At 42.1% G+C, this 22,457-nt stretch carries 18 protein-coding genes; 12 read left to right on the top strand and 6 right to left on the bottom strand.

Going from position 1 to position 22,457, the window contains the following annotated elements; translation table 11 throughout:
* Positions 1-34 precede the first annotated feature (34 nt).
* The 5 genes from gorA (at position 35) to tsf (ending at position 8,049) form a co-directional block, all read left to right on the top strand.
* Complete coding sequence (gorA, locus tag ACLS0A_RS04400) at positions 35-1,390, top strand: glutathione-disulfide reductase (RefSeq protein WP_416082554.1); 1,356 nt, start codon at positions 35-37, stop codon at positions 1,388-1,390.
* Positions 1,391-1,671: 281 nt separating this feature from the next.
* On the top strand, positions 1,672-4,086 hold the full coding sequence (gene lon, locus ACLS0A_RS04395) for an endopeptidase La (RefSeq protein WP_416082553.1): 2,415 nt from the start codon (positions 1,672-1,674) through the stop codon (positions 4,084-4,086).
* 134 nt (positions 4,087-4,220) lie between these two features.
* Complete coding sequence (gene ppiD / locus ACLS0A_RS04390; protein ID WP_416082552.1) at positions 4,221-6,080, top strand: peptidylprolyl isomerase; 1,860 nt, start codon at positions 4,221-4,223, stop codon at positions 6,078-6,080.
* Between the two features lie 263 nt (positions 6,081-6,343).
* Positions 6,344-7,072 carry a 30S ribosomal protein S2 gene (gene rpsB / locus ACLS0A_RS04385; protein ID WP_017807014.1) on the top strand — a complete coding sequence of 243 codons (729 nt, stop codon included), beginning with the start codon at positions 6,344-6,346 and terminating at the stop codon, positions 7,070-7,072.
* A 131-nt stretch (positions 7,073-7,203) separates the two neighbouring features.
* Positions 7,204-8,049 (top strand): translation elongation factor Ts, encoded by an 846-nt coding sequence (gene tsf, locus ACLS0A_RS04380; RefSeq protein ID WP_264256738.1) that lies wholly within the window; start codon positions 7,204-7,206, stop codon positions 8,047-8,049.
* A 100-nt stretch (positions 8,050-8,149) separates the two neighbouring features.
* Here the strand turns inward: tsf and ACLS0A_RS04375 are convergent, their stop codons facing one another.
* Positions 8,150-8,485, bottom strand: a complete 336-nt coding sequence (locus tag ACLS0A_RS04375; RefSeq protein WP_416082551.1) for a carboxymuconolactone decarboxylase family protein — start codon at positions 8,483-8,485, stop codon at positions 8,150-8,152.
* Positions 8,486-8,635: 150 nt separating this feature from the next.
* Between ACLS0A_RS04375 and ACLS0A_RS04370 the strand changes: the two genes are divergently transcribed.
* The 3 genes from ACLS0A_RS04370 to rsmC all read left to right on the top strand — a co-directional run bounded on the left by ACLS0A_RS04370 (position 8,636) and on the right by rsmC (position 11,182).
* Positions 8,636-9,544: an AraC family transcriptional regulator gene (locus tag ACLS0A_RS04370; protein ID WP_416082550.1), complete on the top strand. Its 909-nt coding sequence runs from the start codon at positions 8,636-8,638 to the stop codon at positions 9,542-9,544.
* Positions 9,537-10,043, top strand: coding sequence for a DUF2301 domain-containing membrane protein (locus ACLS0A_RS04365; RefSeq protein ID WP_416082549.1), 507 nt, complete (start codon positions 9,537-9,539; stop codon positions 10,041-10,043). Before ACLS0A_RS04370 ends, ACLS0A_RS04365 begins: the two co-directional genes overlap by 8 nt.
* Before the next feature lie 146 nt (positions 10,044-10,189).
* Positions 10,190-11,182 carry a 16S rRNA (guanine(1207)-N(2))-methyltransferase RsmC gene (gene rsmC, locus ACLS0A_RS04360; RefSeq protein WP_416082548.1) on the top strand — a complete coding sequence of 331 codons (993 nt, stop codon included), beginning with the start codon at positions 10,190-10,192 and terminating at the stop codon, positions 11,180-11,182.
* A 94-nt stretch (positions 11,183-11,276) separates the two neighbouring features.
* On the opposite strand, the gene fbpC is transcribed toward rsmC, so the two are convergent.
* From fbpC to ACLS0A_RS04340, 4 genes are read right to left on the bottom strand one after another with little or no spacing between them, the layout of a single operon-like run.
* The gene (gene fbpC, locus ACLS0A_RS04355) at positions 11,277-12,326 is read right to left on the bottom strand and encodes a ferric ABC transporter ATP-binding protein (RefSeq protein WP_416082547.1); all 1,050 of its coding nucleotides are present in this window, start codon (positions 12,324-12,326) and stop codon (positions 11,277-11,279) included.
* Between the two features lie 12 nt (positions 12,327-12,338).
* Positions 12,339-14,396, bottom strand: a complete 2,058-nt coding sequence (locus tag ACLS0A_RS04350) for an ABC transporter permease (protein ID WP_416082546.1) — start codon at positions 14,394-14,396, stop codon at positions 12,339-12,341.
* A 21-nt stretch (positions 14,397-14,417) separates the two neighbouring features.
* Positions 14,418-15,446, bottom strand: coding sequence for an ABC transporter substrate-binding protein (locus ACLS0A_RS04345; RefSeq protein ID WP_416080569.1), 1,029 nt, complete (start codon positions 15,444-15,446; stop codon positions 14,418-14,420).
* 26 nt (positions 15,447-15,472) lie between these two features.
* Positions 15,473-16,513, bottom strand: a complete 1,041-nt coding sequence (locus ACLS0A_RS04340; RefSeq protein WP_416082545.1) for an ABC transporter substrate-binding protein — start codon at positions 16,511-16,513, stop codon at positions 15,473-15,475.
* A 271-nt stretch (positions 16,514-16,784) separates the two neighbouring features.
* Between ACLS0A_RS04340 and udk the strand changes: the two genes are divergently transcribed.
* Genes udk through ACLS0A_RS04320 form a run of 4 tightly spaced genes read left to right on the top strand, consistent with a single transcriptional unit; the run spans position 16,785 to position 20,581 of the window.
* Complete coding sequence (gene udk / locus ACLS0A_RS04335) at positions 16,785-17,426, top strand: uridine kinase (protein WP_103853449.1); 642 nt, start codon at positions 16,785-16,787, stop codon at positions 17,424-17,426.
* A gap of 8 nt (positions 17,427-17,434) precedes the next feature.
* Entirely contained in the window at positions 17,435-18,019 is a 585-nt protein-coding gene (gene dcd / locus ACLS0A_RS04330) for a dCTP deaminase (RefSeq protein ID WP_103853448.1), read from the top strand.
* Positions 18,020-18,022: 3 nt separating this feature from the next.
* Complete coding sequence (locus ACLS0A_RS04325; protein ID WP_416082544.1) at positions 18,023-19,333, top strand: AsmA-like C-terminal region-containing protein; 1,311 nt, start codon at positions 18,023-18,025, stop codon at positions 19,331-19,333.
* A 57-nt stretch (positions 19,334-19,390) separates the two neighbouring features.
* Positions 19,391-20,581: a sugar transporter gene (locus ACLS0A_RS04320; protein WP_416082543.1), complete on the top strand. Its 1,191-nt coding sequence runs from the start codon at positions 19,391-19,393 to the stop codon at positions 20,579-20,581.
* 74 nt (positions 20,582-20,655) lie between these two features.
* On the opposite strand, the gene der is transcribed toward ACLS0A_RS04320, so the two are convergent.
* The gene (gene der / locus ACLS0A_RS04315; RefSeq protein ID WP_416082542.1) at positions 20,656-22,185 is read right to left on the bottom strand and encodes a ribosome biogenesis GTPase Der; all 1,530 of its coding nucleotides are present in this window, start codon (positions 22,183-22,185) and stop codon (positions 20,656-20,658) included.
* Between the last annotated feature and the right edge of the window lie 272 nt (positions 22,186-22,457).

Below are 22,457 nucleotides of genomic sequence, written 5' to 3'. Positions count from 1 at the left end.
TCACAGCCCAATTCACCAATTTAGGGAGTTAAAAATGACAAAACATTATGATTACATCGCCATTGGTGGCGGAAGTGGCGGTATCGCTTCAATTAACCGTGCGGCAAGCTATGGCAAAAAATGTGCCATTATTGAAGCAAAAGAACTAGGCGGAACCTGTGTAAACGTGGGCTGCGTGCCGAAAAAAGTGATGTGGTATGGCGCGCAAGTGGCAGAAGCGATCAACCTGTATGCACCAGATTATGGCTTTGATGTTGCAGTAAAAGACTTTGATTTCAGTAAGTTAGTGGAAAATCGTCAGGCTTATATTGGACGTATCCACAATTCTTATAACAATGTATTAGCCAAAAATAACGTGGACGTGATCAAAGGCTTTGCCAAATTTGTTGATGCCCACACCGTTGAAGTAAACGGCGAGAAAATCACTGCAGATCATATTTTGATCGCAACGGGAGCTTATCCTGCTCACCCTGAAATTAAAGGCGCAGAATACGGCATTGATTCTGACGGCGTATTTGAATTAAACGCGTTGCCAAAATCCGTTGCGGTTGTTGGCGCAGGTTACATCGCTGTGGAATTAGCGGGGGTATTAAACAGCCTAGGTGTGGACACTCACCTATTCGTGCGTAAACAAAGCCCATTGCGTAGTTTTGATCCGCTTATCGTAGAAACCCTTGTGGAAGTGATGGCGCAAGATGGCATTCACCTACACACACACGCCATTCCAAAAGAAGTGGTTAAAAATGCCGATGGTTCTTTCACCTTAAAATTAGAAGATGGACGGGAGCAAACTGTTGAAAAAGTGATTTGGGCGATTGGTCGTAAACCAAATACGGCAAACATCAATCTTGCCGCGGCAGGCGTGGAAACTAACGATCAAGGTTTCATCAAAGTAGATAAATATCAAAACACCAATGTGAAAGGCATTTATGCGGTGGGTGATATTATTGAAGGTGGCATTGAACTCACCCCTGTTGCCGTTGCCGCAGGACGCCGTTTGTCTGAGCGTTTATTCAACAATAAACCAAATGAACATTTAGATTACAATCTTGTGCCAACCGTAGTGTTTAGCCACCCACCAATCGGCACTATCGGCTTAACTGAACCGCAAGCCATTGAGCAATATGGCGCAGAAAACGTGAAAGTGTATAAATCATCGTTCACGCCAATGTACAGCGCAGTAACCCAACATCGCCAACCTTGTCGAATGAAATTGGTTTGTGTGGGTAAAGATGAAAAAATTGTCGGCCTACACGGCATTGGTTTTGGTGTTGATGAAATGATCCAAGGTTTTGCTGTTGCCATTAAAATGGGTGCAACCAAAGCGGATTTCGACAACACCGTTGCTATTCACCCAACGGGTTCAGAAGAATTTGTAACAATGCGTTAATGTTAAGTGCGGTGTAAATTTTCATCATTTTTAATCAATCCAACCTTTCGGGGTTGGATTTTTTATTTATCTACGCACAAATTGAATGTTTTTTAATCTTTTTCTTTCCTGAAAAGAGAAAAAATAAAATTTATGTGAAAAAATGACCGCACTTTTAATTTGAATGGGGTACACTGAACGGCATAAATCTTATTTTGCATAATTTGTGTTGCGAACTTGAACTTTGCTAAATTGCCCCAATATGGGAGAGTAATTTCAAGTTTTAAGGAAAGAGAGAAAATATGAACGCCAGACGAACAAAACAAAAAACCATGCCTGTTTTACCATTACGCGATGTGCTGGTTTTCCCATATATGGTTATGCCATTGTTTGTGGGACGCGAAAAATCCATCGCCAGTCTTGAAGAGGCAATGGAAAATGGCAAACAATTATTATTAGTTTCGCAAAAAGCGGCTGAGTTAGAACAGCCTACGGTGGACGATGTGTATGATGTCGGCACGGTGGCGAATATTATTCAATTACTCAACTTGCCAGATGGCACAGTAAAAGTGCTAGTGGAAGGGCAGCAACGTGCCAAAATTTCCCATTTAGAAGACAATGGGCGTTTCTTCGAGGCAAAAATTGAGTTAATGGATACCCAATTTGGTGATGAAACAGAATTAGAAGTGGCACAGAATACGGCACTGAAAGAGTTTGAAAAATACATTGAACTCAACAAAAAAGTGCAGCCAGATGTGCTTTCCGCCTTGAAAAATATTGCAGATCCAGAACGTTTAAGCGACACAATGGCAGCCCATATGCCGGTTTCAGTGGCGCGTAAGCAAGAAGTTTTAGGCATTGCAAATGTTGCTGAGCGTTTTGAATATTTGCTTGGTTTAATGATTAACGAAGCAGGCATTTTAGAAGTTGAGAAACGTATTCGCGGCCGTGTGAAAAAGCAAATGGAAAAAAGCCAGCGCGATTATTACCTTAACGAACAAATCAAAGCTATCCAAAAAGAGCTAGGCGAAACCGAAAGTACCGTTGATGAAGTGGAACAACTTCGTCAAAAAGTGGAAGAAGCCAAAATGCCGAAAGAGGCGAGAGAAAAAGTGGAAGCAGAATTGCAGAAACTGAAAATGATGTCGCCAATGTCAGCAGAGGCAACGGTGGTGCGCAGCTACATTGATTGGATGTTGCAAGTGCCTTGGCATAAGCGTAGCAAAGTGAAAAAAGATATTGTTAAAGCGCAAGAAATTCTTGATGCGGATCATTATGGCTTAGAGCGCGTGAAAGATCGCATTTTGGAATATTTAGCGGTACAAAGCCGTTTAAATCAGCTTAAAGGGCCTATCCTTTGCTTAGTTGGGCCACCGGGGGTAGGGAAAACGTCCTTAGGACAATCTATTGCCAATGCCACAGGACGTAAATATGTGCGTATGGCGCTAGGCGGCGTGCGTGATGAAGCGGAAATTCGTGGGCATCGCAAAACCTATATCGGCTCATTGCCGGGTAAATTAATCCAAAAAATGGCAAAAGTGGGGGTGAAAAATCCGCTCTTTTTACTTGATGAGATCGACAAAATGGCATCAGATATGCGTGGTGATCCTGCCTCAGCATTGTTAGAAGTACTTGATCCAGAACAGAATGCCAACTTCAACGATCATTATTTAGAAGTGGATTATGATCTTTCTGATGTAATGTTCGTGGCAACCTCAAACTCTATGAATATCCCAGGTCCGTTGCTTGATCGTATGGAAGTGATCCGTTTATCAGGCTATACGGAAGATGAAAAACTCAATATCGCCACACGCCATTTGCTTAACAAACAAATTGAGCGTAATGGCTTGAAAAAAGGTGAGTTGAAAATCGAAGACAGTGCGATTTTAGATATTATCCGCTATTACACTCGTGAAGCGGGCGTGCGTGGTCTTGAACGTGAGATTTCTAAAATCTGCCGTAAAGCGGTGAAAAATTTACTGTTGAACCCGAAATTAAAATCGATCACGGTAAACAGCGATAACCTGAATGAATATTTGGGCGTAAAACGCTTTGAGTTTGGCCGTGCAGATACACAAAACCGCGTGGGTGAGGTAACAGGCTTGGCGTGGACGCAAGTAGGTGGTGATTTACTCACTATCGAAGCCACTTCTGTTATCGGTAAAGGCAAATTAACCTACACAGGATCGCTAGGCGATGTGATGAAAGAATCCATTCAAGCAGCGATGACCGTGGTGCGTTCTCGTGCAGAAAAATTAGGCATTGCGCCTGATTTCCACGAAAAACGTGATATTCATATTCACGTTCCAGACGGTGCAACACCAAAAGATGGCCCAAGTGCGGGGATCGCAATGTGTACCGCCTTAGTTTCTTGTTTAACGGGAAATCCTGTGAAGTCTGAAGTAGCGATGACAGGGGAAATCAGCTTGCGTGGTAAAGTGTTGCCAATTGGCGGCTTGAAAGAGAAACTACTCGCAGCGCACCGTGGTGGCATTAAAACGGTGATTATTCCAAAAGATAATGTAAAAGATTTGGAAGAAATCCCAGATAATGCGAAAAACAGCTTAGATATTCGTCCAGTGGAAACCATTGATGAAGTGCTAAGCATCGCCTTAGAAAATCCGCCAGAAGGGGTTGATTTTTCTCACTTGATTACAAAAGAAGAAAAAACAACGCCACGCCGTAAAAGTAAACGTGCGGAAAGTGCGGTGAATTAATTGCAAGTTTTTTTCATAATAAAGTCGGTAAAGAACAATCTTTGCCGACTTCTTTATTTTTATGCTGGCAATCAAAGCACTTTCGATTATAATTCTCAAGAATTGTCTTAATCTTACATTTAAGGATAACTTCAATGTTAATGGAAAAACTCAGCGATGCGTCAAACAGCATCTTGTGGAAGATTATTTTCGCACTAATTGTGGTTTCATTTGTATTAAGTGGCGTGGCAGGCTATATGTTCACACGCGTTGATACTTCTGCTGCCAAAGTAAATGGCGAAGAAATTTCCCAACAAATTTTCTTAGAACAATATAACCAAGAATATCAACGTTTTAGTGAACAGCTCGGCGCACAATTTACCGCAGTAGCAGATTCCCCAGAATTTATTAATGGTTTACGCAGCTCCATTTTAGAGCGTTTAATTAACCAAGAATTATTGCGCCAATATGCTGCGGAATTAAAGCTTGACGTGAGCGATAGCCAAATTCAACAAGCTATCGTGACCAGCCCAATTTTCCAAAAAGACGGCAAATTTGATAACGAGCTTTATCAACAAATGTTATCAAACAATGGGTTAAGCGGTGAACGATATGCACAATATTTACGCCAAGGATTAACCTTACAACAGCTTAATGACGGTATTGCGCGTTCTGCGTTTACCGTATCTAGCCAAAATGAACGTGTAGCCCAACTATTTTTCCAACAGCGTGATGTTCGTTTAGCTGAATTTCCTTTAGCAGCCACTGTGGCGCAACAACAGGTGAATGAAGAAGAAATTAGCGCTTACTATAATGCGAATAAAACTGCATTTGCCGTGCCTGAGTTGGTGAAGGTGCAATATCTTGATTTAACCCAACAAGCCGCGGAAAAAAATGTGAAGGTTACTGATGTAGAAATTGCGCAATATTATCAAGATAACAAAGCGCAATATATGACTCAGCATTTGGCGCATATCCAACTTCCAACGGAGCAAGAAGCCCAAGCGGTTTATGCGGATTTACAAAAAGGTGAAAGCTTTGCAGCGTTAGCGAAACTTTATTCTACGGATAAAATTTCTGGCGCAAATGGTGGGGACTTAGATTGGGTCGTGGCAGGAATGATGCCGCCACAATTTGAAGCCGCGGCGCGTGAATTAAAAGCAGGGGAATATAGCCAACCAGTTAAGGTGGATAACGCTTACCATATCATCAAAGTGGAAGATGAAAAATTCCTGCCATTAGAACAAGTGAAAAATGATATTGCTGCCAAACTTCGTAGCGAATTAAGTGCGAAAGAATTCTACGCAATGGAAAAACAAGCCAATGAGAAAGCCTTTGAGCAGCCAGATTCGTTACAAGGAGCAGCGCAAGCGGCAGGCGTGAGTGTGCAAGAAACGGGTTATTTCTCACGCAACGATATTCCAGCTGCCCTTAATTATGGCAATGTGGTTTCGGCATTATTTGATTCTGAATTAACTCAGGGCGGAACAAACTCAGAAGCCATCAATGTGGGCGATCAGCATTCTTTGATTGTTCGTGTGGTGGAACATAAACCAGAAGGTGTGAAAACACTTGATGAAGCAAAAGATGAAATTGCGCAATATTTAAAACAGCAAAAAGCGGAAAAAATTGTGCTAGCTCAAGCTGAAAAAGTGGCGCAAGTGCTAAATGAAAATAGCAATGCCGCTCTGCCAAATGGCATTAAATTCGGCGAGAAAGAGCAATGGGTTTACGCTGAAAATAAAAATCCACAATTGCGTGATGTGATCTTTGCAATGAAAAAAGACACTGATAAACCTGTTTATACCGCAGCGAAGAATGGCGATAATAGTATTGTGGTGATTGAACTTACTAATGTTAAAGATGGCGAGTTAAACGCAGAACAGCTTAAACAGTTTGATGCACAGCTAAAACAAGCACAGCAAGTAGAGCTACAACAAGCGTTATTACAAGCGTTACGTGCGAAAGCAAAAATTGAAATTAACCAAGAGTTTTTAGCTCAGCAAGAGCAATAATTCTTAGCTCAAAAATTAAAGCGGCAATTTGCTATGACAGATTGCCGTTTTTTATTGGCTTTTAAAAAATTCGCTAGTTTTTCACCGCACTTTGTGGTATAAAGTGCGACGTTATTTTGGCTAGAATTAGAAAGCAATTTTTATTTTAGGCGAAATAATTTTTAACAATAAATCACACACATATCGCACGGATAAATCGGGGTGCCAAACGGTCGATTTATTTGGTATGTGGAGGCTAAACCCCAAACAAAAGGAAAATTATTATGGCACAAGTTTCAATGCGCGAAATGCTACAAGCTGGCGTTCACTTCGGTCACCAAACTCGTTACTGGAACCCAAAAATGAAACCATTCATTTTCGGACCACGCAACGGCGTTCATATCATCAACCTTGAAAAAACCGTTCCAATGTTCAATGCTGCATTAGCAGAATTAACTCGCATTGCGGGCAACAACGGTAAAATCTTATTTGTTGGTACAAAACGTGCAGCAAGTGAAGCAGTGAAAGCAGCAGCATTAGACTGTCAGCAATACTATGTAAATCACCGTTGGTTAGGTGGTATGTTGACTAACTGGAAAACAGTACGTCAATCAATCAAACGCTTAAAAGATTTAGAAACTCAATCTCAAGATGGTACTTTCGACAAATTAACTAAGAAAGAAGCATTAATGCGTAGCCGTGAGATGGAAAAACTTGAATTAAGCCTTGGCGGTATCAAAGATATGGCGGGTCTTCCTGATGCATTATTTGTTATCGGTGCAGATCACGAACACATCGCAATCAAAGAAGCAAATAACCTTGGTATTCCAGTATTTGCAGTGGTTGATACAAACTCTGCACCAGACGGTGTTGATTTTGTTATCCCTGGTAACGATGATGCAGCGCGTGCAATTCAACTATATCTTGCAGCAGCAGCGGCTGCAGTAAAAGAAGGTCGCCAACAAGAAGTGGTAGCCGAAGAGAAATTTGCTGAAGCAGAAGCAGCTGAATAATTCAGGTGAATGCGGCGAAAGCCCTTATTAATCACAACGATTAATTGGTTAGCAGGGGGCTTATGTTCCCTGCTTTTTTACATAAGTGCGGTCAAAAATCGCATCAAATTTTGTGGATAGAGGATTTTAAAATGGCTGAAATTACAGCATCTTTAGTAAAAGAACTTCGTGATCGTACCGGCGCAGGTATGATGGAATGTAAAAAAGCATTAGTAGAAGCAAACGGTGATATCGAATTAGCGATTGATAATATGCGTAAATCAGGTCAAGCAAAAGCGGCGAAAAAAGCAGGCCGTGTTGCGGCTGAAGGTGTTATCATCGCGCGTGTTGCTGGCGACTACGGTGTAATGATCGAAATGAACTGTGAAACTGACTTCGTAGCAAAAGACGCTGGTTTCTTAGGCTTAGCGAATGAAGTGGCAGATTACGCATTAAACAACAAAGGCGTAACCATCGAAGCATTACAAGCTGAATTTGAAGAAAAACGTGCTGCATTAGTGGCAAAAATCGGTGAGAATATGACAATCCGCCGTGTGGGTTCAGTACAAGCACCAGTTGTAGGTTCATACTTACACGGTGCGAAAATTGGTGTATTAGTGGGTGCAGCAAACGCTGATGAAGAATTAGTGAAACACGTTGCAATGCACGTTGCAGCAAGCCGTCCAGAATATGTAAACCCAAGCGATGTACCAGCAGACGTAGTAGAACACGAGCGTCAAATCCAAGTGGATATCGCAATGCAATCTGGTAAACCACGCGAAATCGCTGAAAAAATGGTTGAAGGTCGTATGAAGAAATTCACTGGTGAAGTGTCTTTAACTGGCCAACCTTTCGTAATGGATCCTTCTAAATCAGTGGGTGAATTACTAAAAGAGAAAGGCGCAGAAGTGGTTTCATTCTTACGCTTTGAAGTAGGCGAAGGTATCGAAAAAGTAGAAACTGACTTCGCCGCAGAAGTTGCTGCAATGACTAAATAATCATTGTAAAAGCATAAATAGAAAAGCAGATCTTTTGGGATCTGCTTTTTTGTTTATGTAGATAATAAAAACCTAGCGCTATCACTAGGTTTTTTATGAATTATTTATTAACATTAAACGCCTCTAAAGCTCTTAATGAATAAGTATAGGCAGCGCCAGCGTTGAGGGCGATAGCTGTAGCTAATGCTGCGGCAACTTCTTCTTCCGTTGCGCCTGCTTTGACAGCTTCATCTGCGTGTACTGCGATGCAGCTTTCGCAACGTGTGGTTACGGCAACGGCAAGGGCAATGAGTTCACGGGTTTTGGCATCGAGTGTGGAGGCTTCCATTGCACTTGATAATGCGCCATATGCCTGTAGCATTTTCGGGTATTTTTTGCCAAGTTCACCGAACGATTGTTTAACGTGGGTCTTTTCTTGTTTCCAGTCTTTAAACATTGTTTACTCCTATTTAATCAAATCATAGCTGTTTAACTTGTGTTATTATGAGATGATTTATTAGAGTTATCTTGCAAAATCATCTCAAGTTTTGGTTAAAAAAGTCTAACAAAATACGTTATGATGCTGGTTTAGCATAAGGAGAAAGCATTGGATATTTTGGATCATTTAATTGAACTGGCTCAAATTGAAGGAGAAATTCACACCCATTGTTTGTTTCAGGGAGATTGGCAGTCGCTACAACCAAGTGCAGGGCAAAATATGGGCGTTTTTCATATTATTGTGCGTGGTGAGTGTGAAGTTATTGTCAATAAAGAAAAAATTTTACTGAAAGCGGGAGATATTTTCTTTTTGCCTGAGGGGGAGTTGCACTATATTCGAAGCCGAAAATTTGCGGAAAATACACAAACCTTAATTGATAAGCGTGAAAATGGACTATTTCAAGTGGCGCGCAATAGTGTAGAAAAAAGTGATTTTGAAATGTTCTGTGGGGCGTTTTATTACGATAAGCAGTCTATTTTATTCAAAATTCTGCCGCATATTTTGCATTTTTCGATGTATCAAACGCCGATTGAGCAACTTGTTGCATTATTCCGTATTGAAGCCGAAGGGAAAGCGCAATTTGCAGGCAGATCTATTATTAATGCCCTTTCATCGGTGCTATTTTCCTACATTTTACGGCATTATATTGAAAAGCACGAAAGTAAAATGGGGCTGCTCGCGGTGCTACAGGACAAGCGTTTAGCGGTAGCGGTGCGAGCAATTTTGCAGAATCCAGAGAAAAATTGGAATATGGAAACCTTGGCAGAAATAGCGAATATGTCGCGCGCCAATTTTATTCGCGTTTTCCAAAAGAAAATGGATACGACACCCGGGAAATTTCTTTTCCAAGTTCGTATGCAGCAGGCATCAATGCTATTAAAAACAACGCAGAAAAACATTCTTACCATTGCTTTGGATATTGGCTATCAGTCAGAGGCTTATTTTAGCCGCGTCTTTAAGCAATATTACGGCATTTCGCCAAATCAATATCGTAAACAAGGAGAAACAGATGGCTGATCCACATATTCAATCACCGATGGATTGGTGTGATTATTTTACCGTCATCATTTATCGTTTAGGTTTTGTCTTAGCGGCAATAATGACAGCGCTTTTGCCTTATTATCCAGAGGTGGCTTATTTAGGATTACTCAGCGCGGCATTATGTTGTGCTTCATCATTACATATTTATTTGAAAAATATCCGTTTTCTACTGCAATTTGGCACTTGGGTGGCATTGTTATGCCATTTATATGGAATGCCGCAACTGGCTATGGGCGGTGCTTTGCTGACACTTGGCGGTTTGGCATTTAAAGAATATTTTTGTTTTCGCATTTGGGGATTAAATTGGCAACCTGTTTTTCTTGCTTTATTGTGGTTTGCAAAAGTGCTGAATTATTCTTTACTTCTCAATGGATTATCCGTTATTTCTGGATTACTCTTTGCCGTGCTTGCGATCCAAAAATGGCGAATGCCGCTACATTTTGATATTGGCGATAAGGGCAAATATCAAATTTAATAGCCAACAAAATGAAATGCTGAGATAAATTTTATTTACAAAGAGATTATTGTCTTGACTGATTTCGCATTATAGAATTCAGCAGTTTCATTCCTGCTTTTATCAAAGTAGGATTTTATTGATATTTTTATGAATAGGATAAAACCGTGATTTCACCTGAAAGCCAAGTGCTAGAACGCCATCTTTCTTTATTTGAAAATCGAAATGTATTATTTGCTGGGGCATTGAATGATGATTTTCCACAGCAATTACGCAACAAAGCGCAATCAGTTCATTGCTGGACGTGGTATTTTGATTATGCCGAAAACAAAAGTGCGGTGGATTTTTCCGTAGATTTTGTGCCAAGGGCCGATTTAATCGTTTATTATTGGACAAAAAACAAACAAGAAAATCAGTTGCAATTAATGCAGCTTTTATCGCAATGCACGCCTGAGCAAGAAGTGTTGATTATTGGTGAAAATCGCAGTGGCGTGCGTTCGGCGGAAAAAATGCTTTCCCCGTTTGGTGAGATTGGCAAAATTGATAGCGCAAGACGTTGTGGGCTTTATCATTTTTGTTTGAAAAATCCACCGTACTTTGATTTAGCCAAATATTGGAAATCTTATCAGCACGCACAACTTGGTGATTTGACGATTTTCAGCTTGCCGGGAGTCTTTAGTGCGGCGGAATTAGATGTGGGAACGGCATTATTGCTTTCTACCTTAGAGCACCCGATCAAAGGTCGTGTGCTAGATATGGGCTGTGGTGCTGGTGTGATTGGAAGCTACATTAAACAGCATAATCCAAGTGTGAATCTTGTGATGACGGATATTCACGCTTTAGCTATTGCTTCAGCAGAGCGTACTTTGATAGAAAATCAACTTGAAGCAGATGTGTTAGCAAGCAATGTGTTTTCACAAATAGAAGGCAAGTTTGACTTGATTATTTCTAACCCGCCTTTTCACGATGGCGTGGATACCGCATTTCGCTCAGTGTCTGAGCTTATTCAGCAAGCCAAATGGCATTTAAACGAAGGGGGCGAGCTACGCATTGTTGCTAATGCTTTCTTACCTTATGCGGATTTGTTAGACCAGCATTTTGGCTCGCATCAAGTGTTAGCCAAAACCAATAAATTTAAAGTGTACTCAGTGCATTATTAAGATAAATAAAGTGCGGTGGTTTTTTGCTAAATTTTAACAAATTTTCCACCGCACTTTTTTTATCGGCTGTTGTAAGCCATTGTAACTAAACGAGCTATTCTTTTTTCAGCAAGAACACGCCATAGTCAGCAAAATGCACATAGGCTTGCTTGATAGTAGGAGAAAAATTATCAGGTTGGCAGTTGATGAGTAGCGGTTTGCCACCCCATTGCGCCACAATTTCCCAGTGATTGCCCATATACACCGCGCTTTGAATTTCACAGCGTTGGGCCGCATCGCCTTGCGCTGAAAGACGTACGGCTTCAGGGCGAATGCCGACTAAACACTCTCCGTCTGGCAAACCGAAGGATTGTACATTTGGCAAGGTGAACGCGTATTGATTAACCGTTATCGTGCCGTTTTCAAGTTTGCCGTCAAAGATGCTACTTTCCCCCATAAAATTCGCCAAAAACAACGAGTTAGGGTGTTGATAAAGCTCTTTCGCAGAAGCCTTTTGCATAATTTTGCCTTTGTGCATTACGATCACTTCATCAGACACGGCGAAGGCTTCGCTTTGATCGTGGGTTACATAAAGGGAAGTGATGCCAAGGCGTTGTTGCAGCTCGCGGATTTTTTCACGCATACTACGGCGTAAATTCGCGTCAAGGTTGCTCAGTGGTTCGTCAAACAATAGCACTTTAGGCTTTAGCACCAGCGCACGCGCTAAGGCGACACGTTGTTGCTGACCACCGGAGATTTGATCCACATAGCGATCTTCAAAACCCGCCAAATCCACCAATTCCAAGGCTTCTTTAACCCGTTGTTTGCGCTCTGCTGATCCTACGCCCTGCATACGCAAGCCGTAGCCCACATTATCCCCAATGGACATATGCGGGAACAGCGCATAAGACTGAAACACGATACAAATATCACGGTTTTGAATGGAAGATTTGGTGACATCTTCTCCGTCAATAAAAATCTGTCCTGAAGTAGGACTTTCTAGCCCTGCTACAAGGCGTAGCACGGTGGTTTTTCCGCAACCAGATGGCCCGAGCAGGGTAACCATTGAGCCTTGTTTGATAGAAAGATTGAGATCATCGATCACTACCGCTTTACCGAAGGATTTAGTCACATTTTTTAACACTAAAAAATCATTATTCTTCATTTTTACAACCTATTAATTCATTTTTTTCGCTTTAGAACGAGCAATTCGCGTGTCGCCCACCAACCAGTCAAATAGCAAAATAATTGCCATCATTACCACGATTAAAATTGAGCCATAAGCAATGGCAACGCCGTATTCGCCGTCTTCCACGCGGTTTAGAATATAAGAAGTGGCAACCCTTGTATCCGCAGTAACTAAGAAGACAATGGCGCTGACCGTAGTCATTGCGCGCACAAAACTGGTTACCAACGCGGAGAGCAACGCGGGCTTAAGCAGTGGGAAGACAATATACCAAATGGTTTTTAACGAGCTGCCTTTGAGTGAAAGCGAGGCTTCATCAAGGGATTTATCGAGCTGTCCTAAACCTGCCACGGCAGCACGCATACCTACAGGCATATTACGCATTACCATTGAAAGCACGATGATGATGCTTGTCCCCGTGATATAAATTGGCGCATTATTAAAGGCAAGAATATAGGAAACCCCCGCCACCGTTCCCGGTACGGCAAAGCAAAGCAAGGTTAAAAATTCAAGGGTTTTCTTGCCTTTAAAATCACGGCGCACGGTGATGTAGGCAATCAATAAGCCAAAAATCGCTGTAATCGGAGCGGCGGTGGCGGCAAAAATCACCGTATGAATCAACGATGGCCAAGCGCCGTCACTAAAGCCTTGCCCGAATAAGGTGAGATAATGTTTAAAGGTGAAAGTGTAATCCACGCCCCAGTTCATTGTAAAGCTACCGTAGAAAATACTGCCGTATAGCACCGCATTAAACAGCACCCAGAAACCAAGGGTAAAAATAATGAAAAATTTCATCGCACTTGGCAAATCTTGCACATCACCGCGATAAGATTTGCCTGAAACGGTAACATAAGAGCGATTGCCGATCCATAAATATTGGATCACAAAAATCGCCAAAGAGAAGATCAGCAAAATACTGCCTAAGGTGCTGGCCGAAGCGTAATCTAACTGCGAGCCGGCAATGTAGAAATAAATTTGTGAAGAAATCACATCAAAGCTACCACCTAGCACAAGTGGGGTACTAAAATCTGCTAAAGATTGGATTGCCACCACTAAAAAGGCATTGGCAAGCGCCGGTTTGAGTAGGGGGAAAATAATATTGAAAAAGGCTTGATAGCGGTTTGAACGCAGCGTATATGCCGCTTCTTCAATAGACGGGTGAATGGATTTTAACGCCCCTTCTAAAATCATAAAAGCCATTGGCGTTAGCGCAAGCGTGTGGGCGATGATAATCCCAGTAAAACCATATAACCAGTTGCTGCTAAAGCCAAAATATTCCACTAAAAATTCCGTAACATAACCTGAACGCCCAAGCATTAGGGTTACCCCTAACCCCACCACAAAAGGCGGCGTCACAATCGGCAAAATGGAGAAAATTTTTCCGATCACGGCGGTGCGTTTAGCAATGCGTGTGGTGTAAAGGGCAAAAATCAAACCAAATAATGTGGCTAAAATGCCCACCGTAATTGCTACACTAAGGGAATTACCGATTATCCGAATGATGTAAGGTTTTTCCACAATGCTGATTACTTGGCTTGGCACAAATTCCCCGTTGTCGTAAAACATCGAGATAAAAATCGCCAAGGTGGGATACACAATAAAAAAGAAAATCAGCAAGACAATGCTAATGAGCGAGGCGATGATGAATTTATCCCCTTGCATCACCTTCATTTTTGCCAAGCCTTGAGTGGCAAGGGCAATCAGGCTCAACATTAGGACAAAAACGGAATAGCCAAGATTGAATTTTTCTATTGTGGCAGAAATAAACACAAATAGGAAAATCGCCAACACCGCCAGAAATTCTGCTATACCTTGCAGCCGTTCCCCTTTCCCTTTGAAAATGGCAGATAGAATTGGCACAAAGGCTAATGCAGCAAACCAAAACCAACTTAAATTAAAGTTCGCCCAGCCCATTGCTTCATAAATTTCATCAGGCGTGGATTCCGCCAAACCATAATACAACGCCATAGATGGCAAACAGATAAAGCCCAACAACGCGAGCAAAATCCAAAATAGGCTACTATTAAACATCTGTGACAGCTTTTTCATAACATCTCCGTGAAACAGCGATTATTTCGCCAATTTTACTTCATTCACCCATCTGTCAATAAGATGACGGCGCGTTTCGTTTGAACCAAATTTATCAAAATTATAATCGATCAAATTCAAATCAGCAGGTTTGAGTGCGTAAGGTGACGGCTCGGCATTAATGTTTGTGGCAACGTGATGAGATTGCGCTTCTTTCCATGACAATTCTTGCGCCTCTTTTGACATTACCCAATCAGCAAATAATTGTGCATTTTTTAAGTTACGCGCATTTTTAATAACGCTTACGCCACCAAGCTCATAACCTGTGCCTTCGCAAGGTACGACAAGCTCAATGGGCGCACCTTGCTGTTTTTCAAAAGAATAATTTTGTAAAAAACCGATACCAATCGCCGTTTCGCCCCTTGCTGTGTTGCGTGATGGGGCTGTTCCTGCTTTTGGATATTGTGAAATATTTTGATGGATTTGTTTTAAGTAATCAAAGGCTTTATCTTCTCCCCAAAGTTGCGTAAAAGTGGCAATGGCGGTGTAAGCTGTGCCAGAACTTTGTGGATCAGCAATTTGTACTTCATTTTTTAAGCGAGGATCTAACAGATCTTTCCAGCATTTTGGTGTTTCAGTAATACCTAGTTTTTTCAACCGTTCTGTATTAACGCCAAAACCTAAAACGCCCATATAAATAATAGAACTTTTTCCATTGCCAAGTTTTTGGAATTGGGTCATTACTTCATTGCGTTTCGGGAAATCATAAGATGCAATTAAGCCTAATTCACCTGCTTGGAGGTGGGTATCAAAAGGGCCGCCAACCCAAACATCTGCTTGAGGATTATTTTTCTCAGCTTCCATTTTGGCAAGGGTACTGCCAGAGCTATTACGAATAAAGGAAGTTTTTACATTGTATTTTTTCGCAAATTCTTGCACTGCTTTTTCGCATACAATATTCTGCGCACTACAATAAACCACCAATCGCCCTTCAGCAAAAGCCATATTAGAAAGACTTAATCCTGCTAATAATAGACTAGATAAAATTAGATTGGACGTTACTTTTTTCATTACCCACCTCACTATGACAAAACTATTTACTGCGCCAATTTCACTTCATTAACCCATTTGTTAATCAAGCGTTTGCGTTCTTCTGATGCACCGTATTTCTCAAAATCATAATTGATGAGATTAAGTTTGGTTGGATCAAACGCGGTTGGTGATTGTTCGGCGGTGGTGTTGGTTAGCGTTTGGAAAGCACGGCCTTTTTTCCACGCTAATTCTTGGCCTTCTTTTGACAATGCCCAATCCACGAATAATTTGGCGTTATCTAAGTTACGTGCGCCTTTTAAGATACTCACACCGCCAAGTTCATAGCCTGTTCCTTCGCAAGGCACGACTAATTCAATTGGCGCGCCCTGTTGTTTTTCAAGGGCGTAATCGTGTAGGAAGCCAATTCCTACTGTGGTTTCACCTCTGGCTGTGTTGCGTGAAGGGGTGATGCCCGATTTGGTATATTGAGAAATGTTCGGGTGAAGTTGCTTGAAGAAATCAAAGGTTTGATCTTCGCCCCATAATTGCACAAAGGTAGCAATGGCGGTGTACGCGGTGCCTGAACTTTGTGGATCGGCCACTTGAATTTCGCCTTTTAAGCGTGGATCGGTTAAGTCTTTCCAGCATTTAGGGACTTCTGTGATGCCTAATTTTTTCAAGCGTTCCGTGTTTACCCCAAAACCTAAAATCCCCATATAAATGGCGGAGGTGTAGTTGCCTTTGACTTTGGCAGGATCTTGGAATCTTGGCATAATTTGATCGACATTTGGCGAGCGGTAGGCTTCTAATAAACCAAGCTCGCCGGCTTGAGATTGTGGATCGAGCGTGCCGCCATACCATACATCAGCTTGCGGATTTTTCTTTTCTGCTTCAATTTTCGCAAAGGTACTGCCTGAACCATTACGGATAAAGGACGTTTTCACATCATATTTTTTGCCGAAGGCTTGGGTTTCAGCTTCACACATTTCATTTGTGGCGCTGCAATATACCACCAAGCGTCCTTTGGCTTGTGCTTGCACACTGAAGATTAAGGCAGAAGTGGCAAGTGCGGTGGAAATTGCGAGAGAAATTGCTTTATATTTCATTGGGGTACTCCTTATGGTTTGGCGCAAAATCGCCTAGATCATTGATTAATCTCAATTAAATGAGCCTAATCCTATCCGAATGGAGCAAAAAATGCTGTGAACCACTTCACAAAATGGAAGATTCCTTTCGTTTTATTTCATTAAAAGGGTGAAACTATGGGGGGCTGTTGATAACTCAAATGTCAAATGAATTATCAACAGCCCCTATAAAAAAACAAAATTTTTCTTTATAATTCTACAATCACTGTAACTCGTCTAGTTGAGCCATATTATGTCAGATCAAGATTGCATTATTATCGCTATCGCAGGGGCTTCCGCCTCAGGAAAAAGCCTTATTGCCTCCACCATTCATAAAGAACTTCGTGATGAGCTAAGTTGCGAAGATATTGGCATTATTTCCGAAGATAGCTACTACAAAGATCAAACCCACCTTGCTTTTGAAGAGCGCATTAAAACCAATTATGACCACCCAAATTCAATGGATCGCGATTTGTTGTTACAACATTTGCGCGCCTTAAAAGCAGGGCAGGCGGTGGATATTCCCGTTTATAGCTATGTGGAACACACACGCACGGGCGAAACCACGCATTTCAAGCCGAAAAAAGTGATTATTTTAGAAGGCATTTTGTTGCTCACGGACGAACGCATTCGCCAAGAAGCGAGTATTTCTGTATTCGTGGATACGCCGTTAGATATTTGTTTTATCCGCCGTTTAAAACGTGATATGGAAGAGCGTGGGCGTTCTTTGCAATCGGTAGTGGATCAATATCGTGCCACCGTGCGTCCTATGTTCTTACAATTTATTGAGCCGTCTAAACAATATGCCGATATTGTTGTTCCACGCGGTGGAAAAAACCGTATTGCAATCAATATGTTAAAAGCACAAATTAGACACCTGCTGAAAAGCAAATAGGGGGCAAAATGAGATTGTGTGATACCGACATTGAACGTTATTTAGATGAAGGCATTATCAGCTTAACGCCGCGCCCAGATAACGACAAAATCAATGGCGCGACCGTTGATGTGCGCTTGGGCAATTCTTTCCGCGTGTTTCGTGAACATACCGCGCCTTACATTGATTTAAGTGGCAAAAAAGAAGAGGTTTCAGCCCAACTTGAAGCGGTGATGAGCGATGAAATTCTCATTGATGATGGCGAAGCCTTTTTCCTCCACCCCGGTGAACTGGCACTTGCCACCACCTTTGAAGCGGTATCCTTGCCTGCCAATATTATCGGTTGGCTAGATGGACGCTCTTCCCTTGCCCGCCTAGGATTAATGGTACACGTTACGGCACACCGTATCGATCCGGGTTGGAATGGGCGCATTGTATTAGAATTTTACAATTCAGGCAAACTGCCTTTGGCATTGCGTCCGAAAATGGTGATTGGTGCGTTGAGTTTTGAAGTACTAAGTGGCGAGGCAGCGCGTCCTTATAATCGCCGTCAAGATGCTAAATATAAAGATCAGCAAAATGCGGTGGCCAGCCGTATTGATAAGGATAAATAAACAGTGAAAAAGAAAGCAATATGGCTAATCGCACTGTTGTGCGTGGGGCTGTGCTTTCTTTTTTGGCAGAAATCTCGTTTAACGGCACAGCTTTCTGAGCGTCTTGCGCAGCAGTATATCCAAGTGGAGCAACTGGAAAGCCAGCTTTTCCCCACTCAACTATCCTTACATAATGTTAAGTTCCAACAAAAAGCGCGGTGGTTTTTTTTCGAAAAAATTGTGCTTGAGCTCAATCCCACAGCATTGCTCGGCGGTGATCTTAAGCTCAATGAAATCCAGCTACATAACGGCAATATTGCCAACTCCCAATGGCAAAGGCTAAATTTTAGCCTAAAACCCACCGCACTTTCTTGGCAGGACGTGGCCCATTTACTCAATGCCTTACCACAAAATGCTCCGCTGAATTTGCAGAAACCTGTGCAAATGGCGTTTAGCGCACAAGCAACACGAGCAGCAAGCCAGATCCAGTTACAAGGCAATGTGCGGCTTTCTCAGAATGGCCTAGCATTTGAACAACTTGCAGGGCAATGGCAGTTTGAACGTCCTCTTTATGGTGATGTGAAAACAATGGCGTTACAGTTAAAACAAGGGCATTTACGCAGTGAAGCGCAAGGCGAAACGAACCGCTATCAGCTTGATTTCACGGATTTGAGCATTAATCAAATTCCCTTTTCGCAAGGCAAAATTTTGCTTGAATTTCAACCGAACTTTATTAGTGGCAAACTTGCTTTAGCACCGCAAGGAAATGTGGATTTCCAATTCTATCAACAACCCGAGCGTATGCAGTTTTCCGCGCAAAATATCGCCATAGAACAATGGCTTGCCTTGTTTAAGTTGCCTGTGCTAGCAACGGGGCAGGCGCAATTAAAAGGGGAAGTGGCACTTGTTGATATGCAAATCGAGAAAGGGCAGGCCAGCTTACAAATCGCGAATGGTAAGGTGAAAAACGTGAATTTGTTAGCCATTGTGGCACAACGTTTACCGATTAATTATGATGCGGAACAATTGCAAAATATGGATTCCCCCTTTGAACAGCTTAATGCGCAATTAATCTGGGATCAGCAAAAAATGCAATGGCAGAATTTACAATTGCGCGATCCTTATTTTCAGCTCACGGGCGAAGGTACGGTGGATCAAGTGAGCCAACAATGTGATTTTCTCGTTAATCTCAATTTGCGTGAGAAAAAATATCAAAACTTCCGCTTGCCGTTGCATTTCTTCGGTGATTGCCATTCGCCGCAATATAAAATTGAGTCCACCCAAGGCTTGAAAAAACAGCTCAAAGATTTATTCAAACAACGCCTTTCTCGTTGAACAAAATCTAAACTTCTGTGCTAGAATAGCCCACTTTTTTGCTAACCCTAATTTAAAATGTTATCTCCCAAAATTGTTCGCCGTGTGAAATTATGGCGTGTTATTTGTATGGCGTTTTCCGCCTTTATTTTCAATACGACTGAATTTATCCCTGTGGCGTTGCTTTCCGATATTGCCGAAAGTTTCCAGATGCCAGTCAGCCAAACAGGGCTGATGATCACCATTTATGCGTGGATTGTTTCTTTGCTTTCCTTGCCTTTTATGCTGCTCACCGCCAAGCTAGAGCGGCGTAGTTTGCTGATTAAGCTGTTTATTCTCTTTATTGTGAGCCATATTTTGTCTTGCATGGCGTGGAATTTCCAAGTGCTGCTGATTTCTCGCGTTGGCATTGCGATTTCTCATTCTGTATTTTGGGCGATCACCGCTTCGCTCACCGTTCGCCTCGCGCCAAAAGATAAAAAAGCACAGGCGCTCGGCTTGTTAGCAATGGGCAGCGCCTTGGCAATGGTGTTAGGCTTGCCGTTAGGGCGTATTATCGGGCAATGGCTTGGCTGGCGCACCACCTTTGGCGTGATTGGCGTAGTAGCGTTTATCGTATTGATTTTTCTATATAAATTATTACCGCACTTAGTGAGCAAAAACGCCGGCACATTAAAAAGCGTTCCGCTATTATTTAAACGCCCGCTATTGGTGGGATTATTTGTTCTCACCGCCATTGTGATTTCCGCCCATTTCACTGCATACAGTTATGTTGAACCTTTTATGATTCAAGAAGTGAGCATCGCCCCAACGGAAACCACTTTGATTTTATTGCTATTTGGCTGTGCAGGAATGATCGCCAGTATGCTATTTAGCCGTTTTCACCGCTTTGGGCCAGCAAAATTTCTGCTGATTGCAATGAGCAGTCTAGCTCTTTCGCTATTTGCTTTAGTGCTATTAAAAGGCCATTCCGCCTTTACTTATCCCTTGGTGCTATTGTGGGGCATTGGCATTGCAGGCATTGGCTTGAGCTTGCAAATCCGCATTTTACAACTCGCGCCAGATGCCACGGACGTCGCAATGGCGATTTTCTCAGGCATTTATAATATCGGCATTGGCGGCGGCGCATTGCTCGGCAATCAAGTAATGCAACATTTGGGGTTGTCTTATATTGGAATGGTGGGCGGTATTTTTGCCTTGGTTAGCATTATGCTGTTTTTGGCGATTCATCTACGCTATCGGCATTTACCGCTACAAGCCGTGCAATAATGAAGTGCGGTGGAAAAATAGAAAGTTTTTGTGTGGGTAATAAAAAAGGCGATATTAAATCGCCTTTGTTTTTATTATTTTTTCGATTTCTTAATAAATTTCATCAAACGTTTACGTTTACGCAGCTGATTTGGCGTAAGTTTATTGCGTTTTCCAGAGAATGGATTGCTGCCTTCTTGGAAAATCAAACGAATTGGCGAGCCAATAATTTTCAGGCTTCGGCGATAATAGTTTGATAAATAACGTTTATAGCTATCTGGCAAGCGATCAATTTGGTTGCCGTGTACCACAATAATTGGCGGATTATAGCCACCGGGGTGAGCATATTTTAATTTAATACGGCGACCACTAACCATTGGCGGTTGATGTTCATCTGTTGCCATTTGCAGAATACGCGTGAGCATTGAAGTCGTCATTTTTTGCGTGGCACAAGCATAGGCTTCTTTAATGGAATCAAACAGATTGCCCACACCACTGCCGTGCAAGGCAGAAATAAAATGGACGCGAGCAAAATCAATGAAGTCTAAACGGCGATCTAATTCTGATTTCACGCGATCTTTCACTTCTTGATCTAAGCCGTCCCACTTGTTCACCACAATCACTAAAGAACGCCCTGCATTGAGGATAAAACCGAGCAAGGAAAGATCTTGATCGGAAATGCCTTCACGCGCATCAATGGTGAGTAGCACCACATTGGCTTCTTGAATGGCTTGTAAGGTTTTGATCACAGAGAATTTTTCTACCGTCAAATGCACCTTACCGCGTTTACGCACGCCCGCAGTGTCAATAATGGTGTAATGCTGACCATCACGTTCCATTGGAATGGAAATACTATCGCGCGTTGTGCCGGGGAGATCGTAAACCACCACGCGATCTTCGCCTAAAATACGGTTAGTGAGAGTGGATTTCCCTACGTTCGGGCGGCCTACAATGGCAATTTTGATGTTTTGCTCTTGTTCGCTTTCTTCTTCCGCAAGGGCTTCATCTAATAGCTGGCCATCTTCTTCGTTATTAAAATCAAATTCGTGATCCCATTCATCTTCTTGATTTTCTTCGTTATTTTGAACCGCACTTTGGTTTTGCTCAGCCTCTTTTTCAGCATTTTGCTCAGCAAGTGGCGCAAGCACTTGTTCCATTAAGGCATTCACGCCACGGCCTTGTGAGGCAGCGATTTGTACCACTTCGCCTAAACCAAGCTGATAAAATTCCGCACAATGGGAATCCGCATCAATACCGTCCGTTTTATTGGCAACTAGCACGGTGGTTTTGTTTTGTCGTTGGCGTAAATATTGGGCAATACCTATATCGGCAGAGGTTAGTCCTGCGCGCGCGTCCACCAGAAATAACACAATGTCTGCTTCTTCAATGGCAAGTAAGGATTGCTCTGCCATTTTTTCTTCTACGCCTTCTTCTGTGCCGTCAATACCGCCAGTGTCAATCACAATAAAATCATAGCCAGCAATATTAGCTTGGCCATATTTGCGATCGCGAGTTAAGCCGGGGAAATCGGCTACAAGGGCATCACGGGTGCGCGTTAGGCGATTAAATAAAGTGGATTTTCCCACATTTGGGCGACCCACAAGGGCAACTACGGGAGTTGTCATAAAAACCTCTATATTCGTTAGGGCAAATTTTCTTTCACAGCAAAAGCAAAGTGCGGTGAAAAAATAATAAGTTTTTTGCAAAATTGGCTAATTATAGCGGATTTTGCCCTTAATGAGAAATGACTTCTCAGACTGGCTAAAGGCTAACCATAAGGAAGTATTTTTAGCGAAATGTTAAAATTTTTTGTGATCGTTGTCATAATTTCTTAACAAATGTTTTACTAAAACGTTTAAATCAGCATAGAATGGCGCTCTCATTTAAGTCATAACAT

The organism is Avibacterium volantium, assembly GCF_049366555.1.
Lineage (GTDB): Bacteria > Pseudomonadota > Gammaproteobacteria > Enterobacterales > Pasteurellaceae > Avibacterium > Avibacterium volantium_A.
Note: the sequence above shows the minus strand (reverse complement) of the source record. Positions and strands in the feature narration are given on the sequence as shown.